The sequence below is a fragment of the Streptomyces sp. NBC_01275 genome, from assembly GCF_026340655.1.
Taxonomy (GTDB): Bacteria; Actinomycetota; Actinomycetes; order Streptomycetales; family Streptomycetaceae; genus Streptomyces.
Window position 1 is genome coordinate 7,938,020 of the sequence record NZ_JAPEOZ010000001.1, and the last position, 15,655, is coordinate 7,953,674.

Consider the following 15,655-nt stretch of genomic DNA (forward strand, 5'->3'; position numbering starts at 1 on the left):
TCAATGGAGCGGCTCTGCGACTGGGTCGTCAATAAGGACAAGGTCTGGGTGCACGGCGACCGGATCACCGACGGCCACGTCGCTCTCGACATGCGCCTCACCCCAGGGCTCGACCCTGGCGAGGTCGGCCGGGACGGGCAGTGGGTCCTCCGCAAAGCGCAGCCCTCACGCTGGGTGGCTGAGCAGCACCCCGACCTCTCAGACGTCATTCCTGACCAGGCCGACGGCGCGGACTGGAGCGAGGTCGCCTGGTCGGCCTGGGTGACCAGCGGCCTGCGTATCGGCGCGCTACAGGGCGCCGCGGTGGCAGTGGACCACGGATGGCTCTCTCGCCTCCAACCCGGCTACCGGATCGAGGAGGCTCCCGGACACGGGCTCCTGCGGATCGTGACCAAGAACCCCGAGCCGTCGCTGCTGTCGGGCGGTGCCGCGCACCGAACGGTGATCGGTGTCGTGATGCCCACGCCCATCGAGGGTTCGGGTGCTGTCCTTGAAGCCATCGTGCAGGACATTGCCGGGTGAGCAAGCGGCCTCAGCTTCCAGGGGATCCCTCCGACCTGTACCTGCGCATCTCCTACGACGACGAGCTCTGGGACACCCCGCAGGCCGACACGCTGGAGCGGTGGAGTGTGTCCGTCCTCCACCGCCGGCGTGTGCACGACGGAAGCCAGGGGCCGACGGCCACGGGCAACTGCGTCACCGTGGAGTGCCCTGCGTGCACGGTCGAGGACGCCACCGTGGGGTCGATGACGTTCTACCGGGTCCACCTCGACCGCGGCCGGAATGCGTTCCGGGTGATGGAAGAGGAATCCGAGGAGCTGTACGAAACCGCCCAGGTGCTCCTCGAACCCGAGACGGGCTTCTTCACCAGCGAGGTCAGCGAGCTGGTGGAGTACGTGGGCTCCGCGCTGCTCGTCATGGACCGTGTGACGCTGGATCCCCCGTGGCATGGGCATGGACTGGCGGCCGTACTTGGCTGCGAGGTGATCCACCGGCTCATGGCCGGCTGCCGGGCCATCGCCTGCTCACCTGGCATCACCGACCTCAGCAGCCAGCGTCTGACAGACCAGGCCGAGTGGGACCGCGTGAACACCAAGATCGCCCAGGGATGGCAGAGCCTCGGATTCCGCCTCTACCGCGACAACGTCTATCTCCTCTCGCCCGCCTCGCAGGACCTGGAGGAACAGCGCGGCGCCCTTCGAGGGCGGCTCGCAGAACTCGGTGCCTCCTGGCGGAAGGGGCACATCATGACTGGCCTCGCCGCCACGGGAGGCGGGCACGCCAGGGGTCGGGCTAGGCGCGGGCGGGGGGCAGTTCGTAGCGGCTGACGGCCAGGTATGTCTCCGGTGTCGCCGATTCGAGGAGACCCACGTTTCCCTCCAGGTCGAGTTCTGGCTCCCGGGGACGGCGTAGAAGGTCACTCCAGTTGCTTGCCGCACCCTGCTCATAGGCGTCGCGGAGTAGATAACGCAGCCGTGGGCGGGCTTCCTCCTGCTGTTCGCGGAAGATGCGCCGCTGGGTGAGCCCCTGTTCTTCCTGGGCCTCGTCGCTGAGTTCCAGGTGGGCGGCCGGCTGGTCCTCGGCGCGCAGTCCTGGGGTGCGCCGGGCGATGGCGAGGTCCTCCTCGTGGAGGCGCTCGCAGGCGGCGAACAACTTCCGAGACATGCCGAGGTGGACCTCAGTTCCGGGGATGCGGCAGCTCAGGAAGTCGTCGAGGCCCATTGAGCGGATACCGGCGCGCAGGGTGTGCTCCTCCGCACCGGTCACTGCTCGGCGGGCGTCGGCCCGCATGGCGAAAGTGAGGCCATCGCTTTCCAGGGGCGTGGTCAGCCCGGAGCGCCGGTGACGGGAAGCGCGGTCGGCGGGAACGGGCACGGTACGCAACTGTGAGGCGGGAGCCGAGCGTAGCGCCAGGTAGGCGAGCATCTGGGCGCGGGCCGCGCCGATGAGCGCGTCGTCGCTGTCGCCGAGGTGGTCTTCCAGGTTGCCGGGGCCCGCCGCGTCGTCGGCGGTATCGGACCCGTCGGGGGCGAGCGGCGGCTGGCCGGGGTGCAGGTCGTGGTCGATGGTCAGGAAGAGGTCGTCACCGGGTCGTACGGACGCCCCGACCAGGACGGTGCGGTGCGCGTACGCGCCGAGGACGTTGCTGCCGGCCGTCAGCTGCGCCCACCCCTGGCGAAGTGTGCCGACACCGACATCGCCGCCCTTGGCCTCGATTAGCCAGTACAGCTCCTCTGCCTCGTGGTGCCCCCACAGGTCGGGCAGCTTCTTCTTCGGATCTTTGAACGTCTTGTGCAGAGCCGGGACGGGGCCGCCGAGTTCGAGGTGTTCGGTCTGGCCGAGGCCGAGCAGCGAGCGGCAGGCCCACTCCGTCATCGTCATGCCCAGCCGGTAGCCGGCGGCATTCTTCGCGCTGCGCTCGGTACCGTGGGCGTAGACCGGGTTCCAGGTGAGGCGCCTGCCCTTAGCGCCTGGCACGGGATGTCGGGGCTTCACGGGATGCGCGCCGAGGTAGGCGTACAGCGGGGAGATCCGGGCGAGGAGTTCCCCGTGTGCGTAGCGCGGCTGGTTCTGCAGGTGCGGTGTGACGTCGCGGCCGACTTCGGTGGCGGCCTTGATGATTTCCCGCCATGTGGTGGTCGGCGCGTACCAGCCGTCGGCCGCCGGGAATCCGTCCGATCCGGTCCACGCCTTGTGCTTGGCCGTCCGCCACTGCCTCCGGGGCTTGTCTGCAGGTCCGTTGCGAAACAGGACCGGTATGTCGAAGCTGTCGGCGTAGGTCAGCGGCGGCTCGTCGGGGACGTGTGCGGGGATCATGCGGATCACTCTGGCACGGCTCAGGATCCTTCCTGCCGCCGGGCGGCGGGCCGCCGATCGGCTTGACTCCCGTCGGCATGGCGCATTCACGGCCATGCCGAAGGCGACCGGCGTTGTTGGCCTGTCCACACGCCTGCCCGCGTTGCACTGCTCACGGTCGGTCGGGCCAGAAGGTCGACAAGGGGAGCCGGACGGAGGGCAGCTGAACCGCCTGGATTGGTCCGAGAGCGGCTGCAGCAGCGCGAAGAGCTTGGTCGTAGGAGCCGGAGCCAAGGACTTCAGCAGAACAGGCAGGACAGTTACCGGGGCGGCGGGCATGACCGGCGCTGCGATCTCCGGAGCCTCGGACGTGCGCGAAGGCGTCGTCGGGAAAGTCGGCTCGCACGGCATGCCAGACTCCGAGGCGCTCGTCGTCGGGTAGCCCGGCCGCTACGGCAGGGCGCATTGGAGGCAGCAGGCGACCGTGGTCCTGGACAAGAAACACCCGGTCGGTGAAGTCGACGCTGTCCCCCTCAGGACGCTCCTGCTCCAGCCACGCGTGCGCCTCCTCGCGGGTGCCCGGCCCCCACAGATAATCCGTCGGGAACCGCGTGGTCTCGTAGCGGGTGTCGAACTCCGCCCAGTGAGCATCGTCCCAGCGACTGCCCGGTACGAAGGGGATGGCGCGCACCACGACGTGCTGGTACTCGTCGTCCTCCTGATCTTCCATGGGACCGGGGGCGGCGAGAGCGTGGGCGGGCTCCATCCGAGCCCGCCCGGAACCGTTCCAGCTCAGCACGGCGACCTCCCGGCGCAGAGGTGCCGGGTACAGGCGCCCACCCGGAGTGGCTTGCCCCCACAGCTGGTTGATCAGTTCCGCCAGATCCCGCACCGTTCGGGCCGCCTCGACGGGGGTGTCGACATGGTGGCCCGAGGGATGGGCAACGTAGTTACGCAGCCTGGCCAGCGCCTCCTCGACCGCGCGGCTGCGCCGCCCGCGGAGCAGACCTGCCGTACGCGCCCACAGGCGGAGCCCGTGCAGCATCCCGTTGAACTCGATGGCCTGGGTGTCGACGACCAGCTTCGCACGTTGTCGCGTCATCCTGTCTGCACGCTTCTTGACGTCGTCGTACGACGAGACGGTGTAGGAGACGTCCGGGGCCTGGGGGACGCGGAAGGTGATGGTGCCGGCGCACCATTCCAAGAAGCGGTCTCGCAACGCCTGCTCGTAGATGAGGAGCGCCTGGTCGCCGACGATGGTGTACACGTCGTAGCACAGCACGCCGTAGGCGAAGACGGTGCGCAGCCGCTCGAAGGAGTCGCGTGTTCCGGCCGCGACACCCGCCGTCAGGTCGCAGTCGGCGATCTGACGCTGCTGGAACTCCGCAGCGTCCTCGGGCTTCATACGGCCGCCGAGCCCGTAGGGATTGAACGCCAGCGACAGATCATCCGCGGCGCGCAACTCCTCAAGCGACCGGATCTCCATGTACTTCTCCTCACGATGGGAAACGGGCCAGCATGCACCTACAGGCCCCCGGTCGGCCACCCCTTTCCTTGGTGTGACTTGGTGAGGTCGACGCGAAATGACTCGGAACGGCAGTTGACCTTGGACAACGAAGCCAGTCGCTCTGTCACCCAATCGAGGCGTTTGACCTCGGGATCGGGCTCGTGTAGTTCGATGCGTACGCGGCGCCGGTCGCCCTCGGCGGGGAGGAGTCGCTCGAATGCGGAGTAGATCGCCTGGAGCATCTGCCCCGACCGCTTGCCCTACTTCTTGTAGTAGGAGAGGTCTTCGCACAGCGAGTAGGCCAGCTCCCAGTCGGACTGCTGGTAGAAGCTGGCCTGACTGGACTCCTTCAGGGAGTCTCACGGGATACCAATTCCGGTCCGCCTTATACACCTTGACGGGCCGGGCCAGTCCGCGTGTCACGGACGGAACGTCGCCGCCCTTGCGCTCGCGGGGGCGAGCCAGGGCAGCTGCACGGCTGGGCACGGGGTCGGGCATCAGATCACCTCAACTCCGGCGATCTTGGCCGTTGTTGTGTAGCGTTGCTCCTGCGGACAGAGGGCAGGTCATTCTGCCCTTTCGTGCGTCCGACCGGTCTTCGCGGTCGGCTATTAAATGGGTCAGTTAACGGGCTGCTGCGAGACGCGCGCACCCGCCGGTTTCTGGCGCATTTTTTATTGAAGGCACCTGGGCCACGATCTGAAGGGTGAGAGTAAGACGGGCGCTGCAACGCCCACCTGGATGATTGCTCGCGTCGGCAGTCTCTCAGCACCAACCACGAAGTTAGTGGTCGGACTGAGGCTGCCTGCTTCCAGTTCGGCCCGTCGAGCTGGAGGCGCTTAACAGATGGACTGGAACTCCATCACCCTGTTTGTCCTCGGGGCATTCGGCATTCTGAGCCTGTTCGTAACGATGCTGACCTCGCTCGCGAGACAGCTGCCCGAGCTAGCGAATGCCCTGTGTGCCGCGTGGTCCTCATTTCGGCGGCCCCGACGAGCATCGCGAGTTGAGCGACAACGACCCCTAGAAGATGCCGCCGGTCAGGAATTGAGCCGACAGCCAGGCGCAGAAGGCGAGGAGCACGAAGCGACGCAGACGCACGGTGCCGGTGACTGCCGGTCGGGGCTCGTCGTGTCGGCCGATACCGAACCACTTCCAGACGTGCTCGGAGAGGGTGTCTCCTCGGTCATCGGGGACAATGGTGACTCCTTCGATCGCACCGAACGCCCCGAGCCAGCCAACCCAGAGCTACGACCAGATATCCATGTCGGCCGAGAGGGACTCGAACCCCCACCAGTCACAGGCTTTGGAGACTGGCGCTCTACCAGTTGAGCTATAGACCCTCGTCGGTTCACAGAAGGCCGGTGTCCCTCGGTCCTGCGGAACCTGTGATCCATGCGCCGCCGCTTATCGGCCAGCGCGAGGGCGCCCCTCGTGCGTCGATCCGGCCTGGTGATGAAACCCGCAGAGCGCTCGAAGGGTTGGTTTCGCGAAGGGGCATCACCAGGCACACAATCTGGTCCACGTCCGTGGCCAGGGGTGTTGCCGACCGACCCAATCGAGCGGTTCACGCAGGCCGCGTAGGTCCATCTGAACCGCCGAGACCATCCACGAATTGACGAGCGGCCCGGACGGTGGTCACGGGTCCCCGTGTTCTTCATCCGGAGCAGCGCCCGCCGGACAACCACGTGACCGCTCACGCATGGATGCCAGCACCCACTGGCCCGGCTGCACCTTCACGATGTTGATGTCCGTGCCGGCGCTCTCGGCCTCCAGCGTCCTCCTGCAGTCCTACGCGCTGGGCAGGTCGTAGCTCACCGCCAACGTGCGCTTCTTGCCGTCCTGTACCCACCGGACCCGGTAGTTGCTCCCTCGTCGGCTTGGTGTGCCACGACCAGCCGCGATTCCACAACCTCGCATCCAGGACTGAATGGGTGGCCCTGCCACGGTCAGAATGAGCCGGGCACTGTGGCAGCGGCGGTGAGGGCCGGACCGTCGCACGCCTCCGAAAATCAAAGTGATCACTTCTCTGTCTCCCCTACCCTGCCGGACACCGACAGCCCCTCCTGACGAGGACGCCCCGATGACGAGCAACCCTGCCGTGCGCCCGGAGATCATCGACTTCTACACCCGGTCCGACGAAGCCGCACGGCTGCAGACCACTGCCACAGGCACCCTGGAGTTCGCGCGCACCCGCGAATTACTGCGCCGCCACCTCCCGCCGGCGCCGGCCCGCGTGCTCGATGTCGGCGGTGGTCCCGGAACGCACGCCCGGTGGTTGGCCGACGACGGCTACATGGTGCACGTCGTGGACCCAGTCCCCAAGCACGTCGCCCAGGCAGCCGCCATCGACGGCGTGACGGCCCAGCTGGGCGACGCCCGCCGCCTCACCGCCGCGGACAGGACGTACGACGTCGTTCTGCTTCTCGGCCCGCTCTACCACCTCCACGACAAGACCGACCGGATCTCCGCGCTGACGGAGGCGGCACGCGTGGCCCGGCCTGGCGGACTCATCGCCGCGGCGGCGATCTCCCGGTATTCGCCCCTCCTCGACTACATCGCGACCACCGGTATCACCGAGGCCGCGATCCAGGACGGGGTCCGTGACACCCTGGCCCAGGGGCGCTACGCCGGACAGCGCGGCTTCACCGTCGCCTACTTCCAGACCTCCGCCGAGCTGAGCGCGGAGGTCACGGAGGCCGGTCTTACCGATCCCCGCCTCTACGGAATCGAAGGACCCGGCTGGGTGGCGGTCAAGGCCATCGAGAAGTACACCAGCGCCAACCTCATGGGCACGGACATGTACGAAGCGGCCCTCTCCGCGGCGCGCATCGCGGACCCGCACGCTGCCCTCACCGATGCCTCCGCCCACATTCTCGCCATCACCGGGCCCTGCCCGGTCTAGGGTGCCGCCTCATGACGCTGCTGATCGTGGGTGGGTCCGGGTTCCTGGGCACCGAGCTGGTCCGGCAAGCATTATCGGCGGGGCGCCCGACGGCCGCGACCTATACGACCAGGCCCGGCATTGCTCCGGGGGTTACTTGGCGCCGCCTCGACCTGCGGGATCCAGGGAGCGTGGAAGCGGTCGTGGCCGAGGTGAACCCTCGCGTCATCGTCAATGCATCGAGCGGCGGGGCGGACTGGGCAGTCACAGCCGAGGGACCCGTCCGCCTCGCGATCGCCGCGGCGAAGGCCGGAAGCAGAATGATCCAGGTCTCCACCGACGCCGTCTTCTCCGGCAAGAGTCACGTTCCCTACGACGAACACTGCAGGCCCGACCCCATCACCCCGTACGGAGCGGCGAAGGCCGCCGCGGAAACGGTGCTTCTGCTCCATCCGGACGCCGCCGTGGCCCGCACCTCGCTGATCATCGGCGACGGACAGTCCGAGCACGAACGCACTGTCCACGAACTGGTCACCGGCACCCGCGAAGGCGTCCTCTTCACAGATGACTTCCGATGCCCGGTCCACGCGAGTGATCTGGCCGCAGCGCTCCTCGAACTCGCGTCGGGCGACACGACCGGCGTCCACCACCTCGGCGGGAACCAGGCTCTCAGCCGGCACGAACTGGGCGTGCTCATCGCCCGACGCGACGGACTCGACGCATCGCGACTGGCCACCGGCTTGCGGGCCGACAGCACCCTTCCCGGGCCCCTCGAAATCCGCCTCGACAGCCGCTCGACGCAGCGCAAGCTGCGCACCACGCTGCGGGGCGCGCACCAGTTCCTCGTCCCCACAGCCTGAAAGGCCGATGGCATGGCGTCGGCCCTCCTTCGCTTCGTGGTTCTGGGCACGCCGGATGCGGCACGACTCGGTTCGATAGCAGCGACTGGAGTTAGTCGCCGCAAGTCAGCGCGGGGCGGACGACTGGATTCGCTGTTGTGGGATCTCATTGCGCTCGGCATGCACCAATGCTGTGACCTGCCGATCTCTGCTCTGTCTCACACCGATGGCCATGCTTCTGTCTCAGGAGCGTGGCCATTTCCTAGGTCGGTTCTGACGCGGGAACTATGCCAGGCGTTCGGTGCGCCTTCTGGGAGCCGTGGGCGGGCGGTCATGGGTACGCTTCCGGACGGGTGGGCCGGGACTTGGGGGTGCTGTGCGGGCAGGCGAGCAGGTGGCGGGGAGATATGCCCTGGTGGAACAGATCGGCCGCGGAGGCATGGGGGAGGTGTGGAAGGCCCACGACCTGGAATCGCGTGCGTTCGTGGCCGTGAAGCTGTTGCTGGCCGAGGTGGGGGACGAGGAGGCTGTGGCCCGGTTCCGCCGCGAGGCCCGGATCGGTTCGCGGATACGGCACCCGGGAGTCGTCCCCGTGTACGACGCAGGTCAGGACGCGGGGCAGCCGTTCATCGTCATGGAACTCCTAGAGGGCTCGGACCTGAGTTCGCTGCTCGACCGGACGCCCGGGGGCCTGCCGCTGCACGAGGCCGTGCACTTGGCCTTGGAGATCTCCGAAATACTCGCCGCCGCGCACGAGGAAGGCGTCGTACACCGGGACCTCAAGCCCGCGAACCTCTTCCGCGAGACCGACGGACGCGTGAGGATCTGCGACTTCGGCATCGCCCGAACCGCCGACTCGACCACCGGCCTAACGGTGACAGGACAGGCTTTCGGTACCCCGGCATACATGGCTCCCGAACAGTGGCGCGGCGCCCAGGTCGATGCCCGCTGCGATCTGTACGCCTTCGGGTGCGTGCTCTACACGCTGCTCACCGGGTCCCCGCCCTTCAGCGGTCACCAGCACTTCCTGATGCGCCAGCACTTGGAGGTCACGGCACCTCCACTACGGAGCCGGCGCGCCGATGCCCCCTTCGAACTGGACAGGCTCGTAGCCGCGCTGCTGCAGAAGGACCCGGCACGGCGCCCGAATTCAGCGCGGGAGGTGTCGGCGGTGCTGTCGCGGATCCGGAACCTGCCCGGCGGGATCCTCCCCGTGGCCCAGGCGCTCGGCGGCCACCCGATCGAGGGCCCACTCGTGGCCGGGCTCCTGGCGCGGGTCAGGACCTCGACGGAAGTCTTCACTCTCGCCCAAGCGGCCTATCTGGCGACCCGGGTGAGTCCCGCGCTCGCTCTGGAGCTGGTGGAGGCCGCCGAGTCACGGATGTGGGAGCTGGAATCCGATCCGGCAGCCTTCATGGCCGCGCTCCGCGAGGTATCCCTGTGCTGGAACACTTTGGCGCCGCGAAGGGTGTCGAGCCTGGTGGCCGCAGCGACGGAACGGTTCGGTCACATCCAGTGGTTCGCGCGCAAGGTCTCCGAGTTGCCGAGGTTCGACATGAACCGCGAGATGGCAGCGGTCCGGAGTCGTCCGCCCGGGAAGGAGGCCGACCAGGCGTGGGCCAAGCTGATGATCTGTATCGGGGACACCAAGCTGGCCATGTCCTGGCTGGGCAGAATCTCGGATCCGGTCGCACGCGAGCAGGCCCTGATCCATATCGCCGAGAACGCGTCGGACAGGGACATGGACGAGGCCATGAGGACGCTCTCCATGCTCTCCTTCCAGTGGGCCTTCATCCAGGGCCTGGCCGCCATTTCGTTCCGCCGGGGAACCCATTGGTCCGATCCGGCCGGGGCCGGACACTTCCTGGAATGGGCCCGCAAGGAAGAGGCCGCTTACCTCCCTGAGTCCGAGCCCGACCAGGAAGACGGCCGGACCCTCATGTCCAGCGCCATCGAGCGCGCCGACCGGTGGGTCCGCCTACATGAAAGAGCTGTCCACCGGCGGGCTCCGCTCGACGGAACGACTGCGCGTGCCCGGGGAGCAGCGATCCCCGACCCGCCTGTCAGCCACCAGGTGCTGCTGGACTTGGCGTACGAATGTTTCGGAAAACCCCACCCGGGCCCGTTCGGCACCGAGCTGATTAACGCCGTGAGCACACGTGCGCCCGTTCCGCTGGAGCTCTTGGACACCATCACCGCGTAACTTTCCGGAGCAGGTGCGGATGGCCTATCTCGTCGAAGAGCTCCTGCAAGGCTGTTGGAGGCTCTACCAGAGGTTCGAGGGTGTGTCGGCCCTTGCTTCGAGCACCAACACGTGAGCGATAGAGAGGGGTGTCGCAGATCCCACAGTTGTGTAGGTCTCGCGCTTCGCTGCATACGCCGAGGCTGTGATCTGCGACTTCTCGCGGTGTCTCACGCTGCTTCATCTGCGGTTGTCTCGGCTCGCGGTGCATCCCCGCCAGGTTTGCTGAGGCCGCTCCGGACGGGCAGATCGCTGACCTGCGGTGTCTCACGGCCCGCTATCACCCGGGACGGCTGTGCGGTCGGCTGTGTGGGGGTGCCGTACGGCGGGAAATGCGGAGGTCGTTCTGATGTTCGACCGCAACATCACGCTGCGCGGGGGCATCGCCCCGGTCCGCGCCCGCATTCCCAAACTCCTGGCGGATGCGCTCTCCGGGGCCCGTCTTCGACGGTGCCGTCCCCCTGGCCGAGATGCCGGACGGTTATCGGGCGATGGACGACCGGTCGGCGCTGAACGTGCGCATCACCGCCAGAGTGCGGGGGCCGGCGGCACGGGTGTGGTTCCTCTCGTGCCGCGTGGTGCCCTCGTGATGTCAGGCGGCGCGCTTCACGTGGCGGACCAGCCACATCAGCAGGGCGTCCAGGTCGGCGGCGGCCGAGAGGACCCGGTCGACCGCCTCGGGGGTGTGCAGCCACTGCTCGCAGCCGAGGGGACGGGCGGCGATCAGTGAACGGTGGCGCAGCAGGTTCGTACGGGAGTGGTCCGTCGGATAGCCGCGCGGGGGGCGTTTCATCACGTCCCCGGAGATGTCGTAGCCCTTCTTCCGCAAGTCCGCGACGATGGCGGACAGTTCGCGGCCGCTCCCCTCGGAGGCCACGGCTTTGCGGAACATGTCCACCTGGCCGGGATCGGGGTACCACCAGGCGCCCTGGATCCGCAGGCCGTCCAGAGAGAACCGGAGACCGATCTCGATCTTGCGGCCGAGCCGGATCACCGCGCACTGGTGCTGCCACCACCAGGAGTTGGTGCGGTAGTGCCAGACGGAGAAGTCCTCGTACCGGGGGTCGGTGTCCGCGACCTCGTTGAGCAAGGCGATCATCGGCTGCCGGACCAGGCGTTCGCGGTCCGCGCGGTAGCGCTCGCGGGTCGCGTGGGTCGGCTCGCCCTGGAGCTGCCACAACACGTCCATGGACTGCTCCGGCCAGCCGGTGAACTGTCCGCCCATGCGCGCAGGTTAGCTCACCCGTGATCCGCGCGCCGAGAGTGAGACGGGTAGGGAGGCGTAATCTCAGACAAGGTGGGAGGTGCTGCGGTGGGGCTCACCGGCGAGTTCGATGTGCCGTTCGCGATGGGCGAGTTCGTCGAGAAGCACGGAGAGTGCAGCCGATATGAAGCGGGCGGTGAGATTGTGCAGCCGAACTTGAGATCCCACAGCTGTCTAAGGACAGCAGTTGTCCGCCGACATCGAACCCAGTCCGTGGAGTTCCTTGCCATCCAACGTAGTCGTCGCAGGTCATAGCGGTGGTGAGCGGGGACGGCCTCACCGACGCCCTTGTCAATCAAGTTAGTCGCCGCAGGTCAGCGCGGGGCGGACGACTGGATTCGCTGTCCAAGGACAGCAGTTCGCCGGGGGCAGACAGGAAAGATCGCGGAAAGACTGGCCAACGTGCGTGAGGGCATGTCAACCTAGACGACCTTGCAAGAAACCCCAGGTCAGAGAGGTGATTGCCCGTGACCGTAGCGCCCGTGGGCTCCGGTTTCGCTACCACCGTTGAAGCCCTGCGGCTGCGTGAGTGGCAGCTCGGACCCGGCCAGCCCACGCTGGTGATGGACCAGTTCTCCGCAGAGGACTTCCACCTGATTGTGGACGACCGTGCGGACGTGCACGTCAGCTCGAAGGACGGCCGGTTCTACCTCGGTTGGTTCCCGCTCGGCCGTCCCGGTACGGACGGTGAGGGATGGAAGATCGCTGTGTCCGGCACGGCCAAGGTGCGTGGTTACCACCTGTCGTTCGACATCGAGACGCCGGCCGACATCGTCGCCGCCGCCGTGGCGCGTGTGCTGGAGACCTCACGTCGTGTACGACAGCGCGCCCACGAGTAGTTCTCGCCCGGGCGGCCGGTCAGATGTCGGGCCCCGCCCTTTTCACCGCTCACTGTTTCCGCTCACCCCAGGAGGCTGTTCGTGACGACCCCGGAGATGACCGTCGGTGATCTCATCGACCTGCTGTCAGCCTGCGACCGGGATGCTCCGGTCCGCCAGGCCATGAACCCCTTCTTTCCGATGGCGCACCGCCTGGCGCAGGTCGTGCAGTCCGTGGATGAGACCGGCCGGACCGTCGTCTACCTCGCCGAGGGGCGGGACGAGGACGCACAGCTCGGACATCTGCCGCCCGAGGTCGCCATCGCCCTGACCTGGCAGGGCCCCGTCCAGGCACCCCCGCGCCGCCCCCGCCGCCGTGCCGGCGGCAACTAGACCCGCACCGACCCCTTGGAGGCGCCCCTGTACCCCGACTTCCCGCCCGACCCGTCCATTCCGCCCGGCGGCCAGCCCGCGTTCTGGGTCGGCCCCCGGCATCTGGCCGGTGACGACGGATGCCTCTACGACGGCGTTGCCGACACGCTCTCCGGTCTGGGCTGGACGAGCCTGACGATTGTCCGCGGACGTCATGAGCCGGACGAGGAACCCCAGGACCGCCAGGTCCTGCGCAGCACCGTTCTGCACATCAGCTCCGACACCCTCCGATGGGCGCAGTGGAGCCTGGCGGACGAGCCGTTCCACCTGGGAGACCTGCCGATCGCCTGGCAGATCTCCGCCCGCGCGGACACCAGCAGCCCGCTCGCGTCGTGGTCGTGCTACTTCACCACCGACGTCCCAGGCGAGGCTGTGGCCGACTTCCTCGTCGCGCTCGACGCCCGAGACCAGCCCGCCGTGCCGTTCGCCGGACCCGAACTGGTCCTCGACGCCGTAGCCGCACACGGCTGGCTCCGCGACATCGACCAGCCCGACGCGGCAGCGACGGACCCGACGTTCACCTCGCACATCAGCCTCGGCGAGGTACCGCCCCTCATCCAGGACGCCGACCCGCGCGCCCTGACGACCGAGGCCGACGAGCCAGGACCAGTCGGATGGCAGGCATGGGCCGAGCCCGCGCTCGGCGCCCCCTGCCTGTGGGCGGCCTCCTTCGGAGCCAGCGCCCCGCACGACCTCGTGGCAGCTTTCGCCACTTCCCTCAGCTCGACCGCACCGGTCCTGCGCCAGGTGCTGCCCGAGGCCACCCGGGAGCGACTGCTGCGGGCGCCGGCCTAGCCATCGACGGCGCACCTAACCAGACGGAAGAAACCCGGTCCCCGAACAGGGGCCGGGCTTCTGGTATTTCCCTCCGGGGCTCGGGCGAGCCATCGAGTCGGAGGACGGCGACCGGGGCGACGAGTACAGGGTGTCGGGCCTGCCCGGTGATCGTCTCCGGCCCCAAGGCGGGGAAGTGCGGTGAAGCGGGGGTCTGCTCGGTGTATTGAAGCGGATCGGGTGATGTCGGTTGATTGCCTGACAGGTAGCGGCTGGGTCCGATAGATGTGTGCACATGGACGACTCCACGCCTGGTGAACGCACTCCCGCAGATGGCGAGCCCGCGCCCTCTGACGAGAAGTCGAAGAGCTGGTACGCGAAGCACAAGCCGAAGATCCGCGTCATCGGCGGTGTGACTCTGAGCGTAAGTCTGGCCGTGGTCGCTTACCTCGCAAGGCAGGGCTCCACAAGGCATGAGGTCGAGGACATCGCGGATTATGAACCGGCCTCCGACGATGAAGCTACGGAGCAGCCTCGCCAGTCCTCGCCTGCCCCTGACCGCGACCCCTTCCTCAGAAGGCTCCCTCCCGGTCAGCACGCCAGCGAAGAGGCCAAGGCGAGGTATAGGGAGTTGACGGGGAACGAGCTTCCTGACGGTTACACCGTGGTTCGCCGCTGGATGTACGGAACCGCAGCCTGACCACCGCACTGGTGTCCGTCAAAGCGGAACAAGCACAGCACTGCTGCCCCCGACCGTCCTGGTCGGGGGCAGCAGTATGTCGAGGCCGGTCAGCTGGCTGCCGTGGCCTTGGTGAGGGCCTTGTCGAGGTGGCGGTCGACGAGGGCCGGGGAGCCGGAGACGATCAGCAGCAGGCTGCCGTCGCGGATCGCGGTCTGCTTGACCACGGTGCTCCGTCCTCCGGCGGAGAACGTCAGGAGCTGGCTCCACTGCTCGTCACCGAGGCCGTGGGGCGCGGGCAGCTTCTGCGAAGCGATGTCGATCGGGGTGCCGCCCGCGACGACCTGGTAGGTAGGGCATCCGGTCATGGCGTCGAAGATCCGGCCGATGCCGTCGGACAGCTTGGTCGCGCCGTCGCTGTACAACTCCTCCGAGAACTCTGAGGAGCTGCCGCCGTAGGTGAAGGCCGTCTTCGCTTTGCGGGGGAAGGTGAGCGTGGCGCCGGTGGCCGCGTCGCCGCCCAGTTCGCTCAGGGCTGGGCAGCCGATGACGGTGACGTCGTCGTGGTGGGCGGGGCGCTCCGGATTGCGCAGGTAGCCGCTGCCGAGGTCGCGCTGGTCGAGCAGGCGCGTCTCCAGCGCGGCCGACGTCAGCGGAGCAGCCTGGGTTGTGTCGGCCGGCGACCCGGTCCGAGCGGTGGCGGCGGTGGCGTGCTTGGCGCCGGTGGTGTCGGTGGAGCAGGCGGCCACGGTGAGGAGGGCGGCGGTGATGCCGAGGACGGTGGTGGCGACGCGAACGCGCATGACGGAACTGACCCCTTGGTGCTGGACGACGGGTGGTCAGTGCGGGCCCGCGGGCCCGGTGGGGTCGTAGGGAGTGGAGGTCAGTGCCCGAGGTGGCGCAGGCAGTCCTCGAACGTGGCGTGCGTCGCGTCCGCCGGTCCGCGGTTCCGGTTGAACCAGGCGGTGTCGAGGCGGGTTTCCTGCTGCTGGTGACCGACCCGGCACCGCAGCCAGATCTGGTCGCGGGTGGAGAGGATGAGCCAGTCCCGGTACGCGCCGCACTCGGCGCAGGCGACCATCTCGCCGTCGAGGACGAGCGGCTGCTTCCACGGCATCATGGTGCCGTCGACCTGGTCGTGGCTGGGTACCCGCAACTCCGGCGGAAGGAAGTCGTCCACCACCGCGGTCGGCTCGATGTGTTCCGGCTCGGCCGGCGGCACCCCGATCCCGGGCGGGACCTCGTTCTGCAGCCGCGCCGACAGCTCGAAGAACCGGCGCTGTTCCTCGCTGGGCTCCTTGGCCCGGCGGCGTATTCGCTGAAACACCCTGGCGTCCTCCTCTACCTCGTCACCTCGTCATGCGCGCTTCATGATCGTGCCCCACGCCCCCGGCGGTTTCAATTCACAAAGTCCACAGTC

At 68.0% G+C, this 15,655-nt stretch carries 14 protein-coding genes and 1 pseudogene; 10 read left to right on the forward strand and 5 right to left on the reverse strand.

Annotated elements, in window-relative coordinates:
• Positions 1-3 precede the first annotated feature (3 nt).
• Together OG562_RS34800 and OG562_RS34805 are read left to right on the forward strand one after the other, a co-directional pair.
• Complete coding sequence (locus OG562_RS34800) at positions 4-522, forward strand: hypothetical protein (RefSeq protein WP_266405234.1); 519 nt, start codon at positions 4-6, stop codon at positions 520-522.
• Complete coding sequence (locus OG562_RS34805) at positions 519-1,328, forward strand: hypothetical protein (RefSeq protein ID WP_266405236.1); 810 nt, start codon at positions 519-521, stop codon at positions 1,326-1,328. The genes OG562_RS34800 and OG562_RS34805 overlap by 4 nt, the downstream gene beginning before the upstream one ends.
• On the opposite strand, the gene OG562_RS34810 is transcribed toward OG562_RS34805, so the two are convergent.
• Together OG562_RS34810 and OG562_RS34815 are read right to left on the reverse strand one after the other, a co-directional pair.
• A complete protein-coding gene (locus OG562_RS34810) occupies positions 1,294-2,817 on the reverse strand; it encodes a gamma-glutamyltransferase (protein ID WP_266405238.1) in 1,524 nt (507 codons plus the stop codon). The two genes, OG562_RS34805 and OG562_RS34810, sit on opposite strands and share 35 nt — an antisense overlap.
• 151 nt (positions 2,818-2,968) lie before the next feature.
• Positions 2,969-4,282 carry a hypothetical protein gene (locus tag OG562_RS34815; protein ID WP_266405240.1) on the reverse strand — a complete coding sequence of 438 codons (1,314 nt, stop codon included), beginning with the start codon at positions 4,280-4,282 and terminating at the stop codon, positions 2,969-2,971.
• A gap of 2,104 nt (positions 4,283-6,386) precedes the next feature.
• Between OG562_RS34815 and OG562_RS34820 the strand changes: the two genes are divergently transcribed.
• From OG562_RS34820 to OG562_RS34835, 4 genes and pseudogenes are all read left to right on the forward strand, one after another.
• Complete coding sequence (locus tag OG562_RS34820) at positions 6,387-7,208, forward strand: bifunctional 2-polyprenyl-6-hydroxyphenol methylase/3-demethylubiquinol 3-O-methyltransferase UbiG (RefSeq protein ID WP_266405243.1); 822 nt, start codon at positions 6,387-6,389, stop codon at positions 7,206-7,208.
• An 11-nt stretch (positions 7,209-7,219) separates the two neighbouring features.
• Entirely contained in the window at positions 7,220-8,047 is an 828-nt protein-coding gene (locus OG562_RS34825; protein WP_266405246.1) for a sugar nucleotide-binding protein, read from the forward strand.
• A 394-nt stretch (positions 8,048-8,441) separates the two neighbouring features.
• Positions 8,442-10,229, forward strand: coding sequence for a serine/threonine-protein kinase (locus OG562_RS34830; RefSeq protein WP_266405249.1), 1,788 nt, complete (start codon positions 8,442-8,444; stop codon positions 10,227-10,229).
• A gap of 318 nt (positions 10,230-10,547) precedes the next feature.
• Positions 10,548-10,858 (forward strand): annotated as a pseudogene (locus OG562_RS34835) (hypothetical protein); the annotation flags it as partial.
• Between the two features lie 2 nt (positions 10,859-10,860).
• Here the strand turns inward: OG562_RS34835 and OG562_RS34840 are convergent.
• A complete protein-coding gene (locus OG562_RS34840) occupies positions 10,861-11,493 on the reverse strand; it encodes a DUF2461 family protein (RefSeq protein WP_266405253.1) in 633 nt (210 codons plus the stop codon).
• Between the two features lie 506 nt (positions 11,494-11,999).
• On the opposite strand from OG562_RS34840, the gene OG562_RS34845 reads away from it, so the two are divergent.
• The 4 genes from OG562_RS34845 (at position 12,000) to OG562_RS34860 (ending at position 14,256) form a co-directional block, all read left to right on the forward strand.
• Positions 12,000-12,371 (forward strand): DUF317 domain-containing protein, encoded by a 372-nt coding sequence (locus tag OG562_RS34845; RefSeq protein WP_057608361.1) that lies wholly within the window; start codon positions 12,000-12,002, stop codon positions 12,369-12,371.
• A gap of 81 nt (positions 12,372-12,452) precedes the next feature.
• Complete coding sequence (locus OG562_RS34850) at positions 12,453-12,743, forward strand: hypothetical protein (RefSeq protein WP_057608360.1); 291 nt, start codon at positions 12,453-12,455, stop codon at positions 12,741-12,743.
• A 15-nt stretch (positions 12,744-12,758) separates the two neighbouring features.
• Entirely contained in the window at positions 12,759-13,577 is an 819-nt protein-coding gene (locus OG562_RS34855; RefSeq protein ID WP_266405255.1) for a DUF317 domain-containing protein, read from the forward strand.
• Positions 13,578-13,851: 274 nt separating this feature from the next.
• Positions 13,852-14,256 carry a hypothetical protein gene (locus OG562_RS34860; protein WP_266405257.1) on the forward strand — a complete coding sequence of 135 codons (405 nt, stop codon included), beginning with the start codon at positions 13,852-13,854 and terminating at the stop codon, positions 14,254-14,256.
• An 89-nt stretch (positions 14,257-14,345) separates the two neighbouring features.
• Here OG562_RS34860 and OG562_RS34865 read toward each other — a convergent pair whose 3' ends face one another.
• The gene (locus OG562_RS34865) at positions 14,346-15,038 is read right to left on the reverse strand and encodes a hypothetical protein (RefSeq protein ID WP_266405259.1); all 693 of its coding nucleotides are present in this window, start codon (positions 15,036-15,038) and stop codon (positions 14,346-14,348) included.
• An 80-nt stretch (positions 15,039-15,118) separates the two neighbouring features.
• Positions 15,119-15,562: a hypothetical protein gene (locus OG562_RS34870; RefSeq protein WP_266405261.1), complete on the reverse strand. Its 444-nt coding sequence runs from the start codon at positions 15,560-15,562 to the stop codon at positions 15,119-15,121.
• Positions 15,563-15,655: the final 93 nt, after the last annotated feature.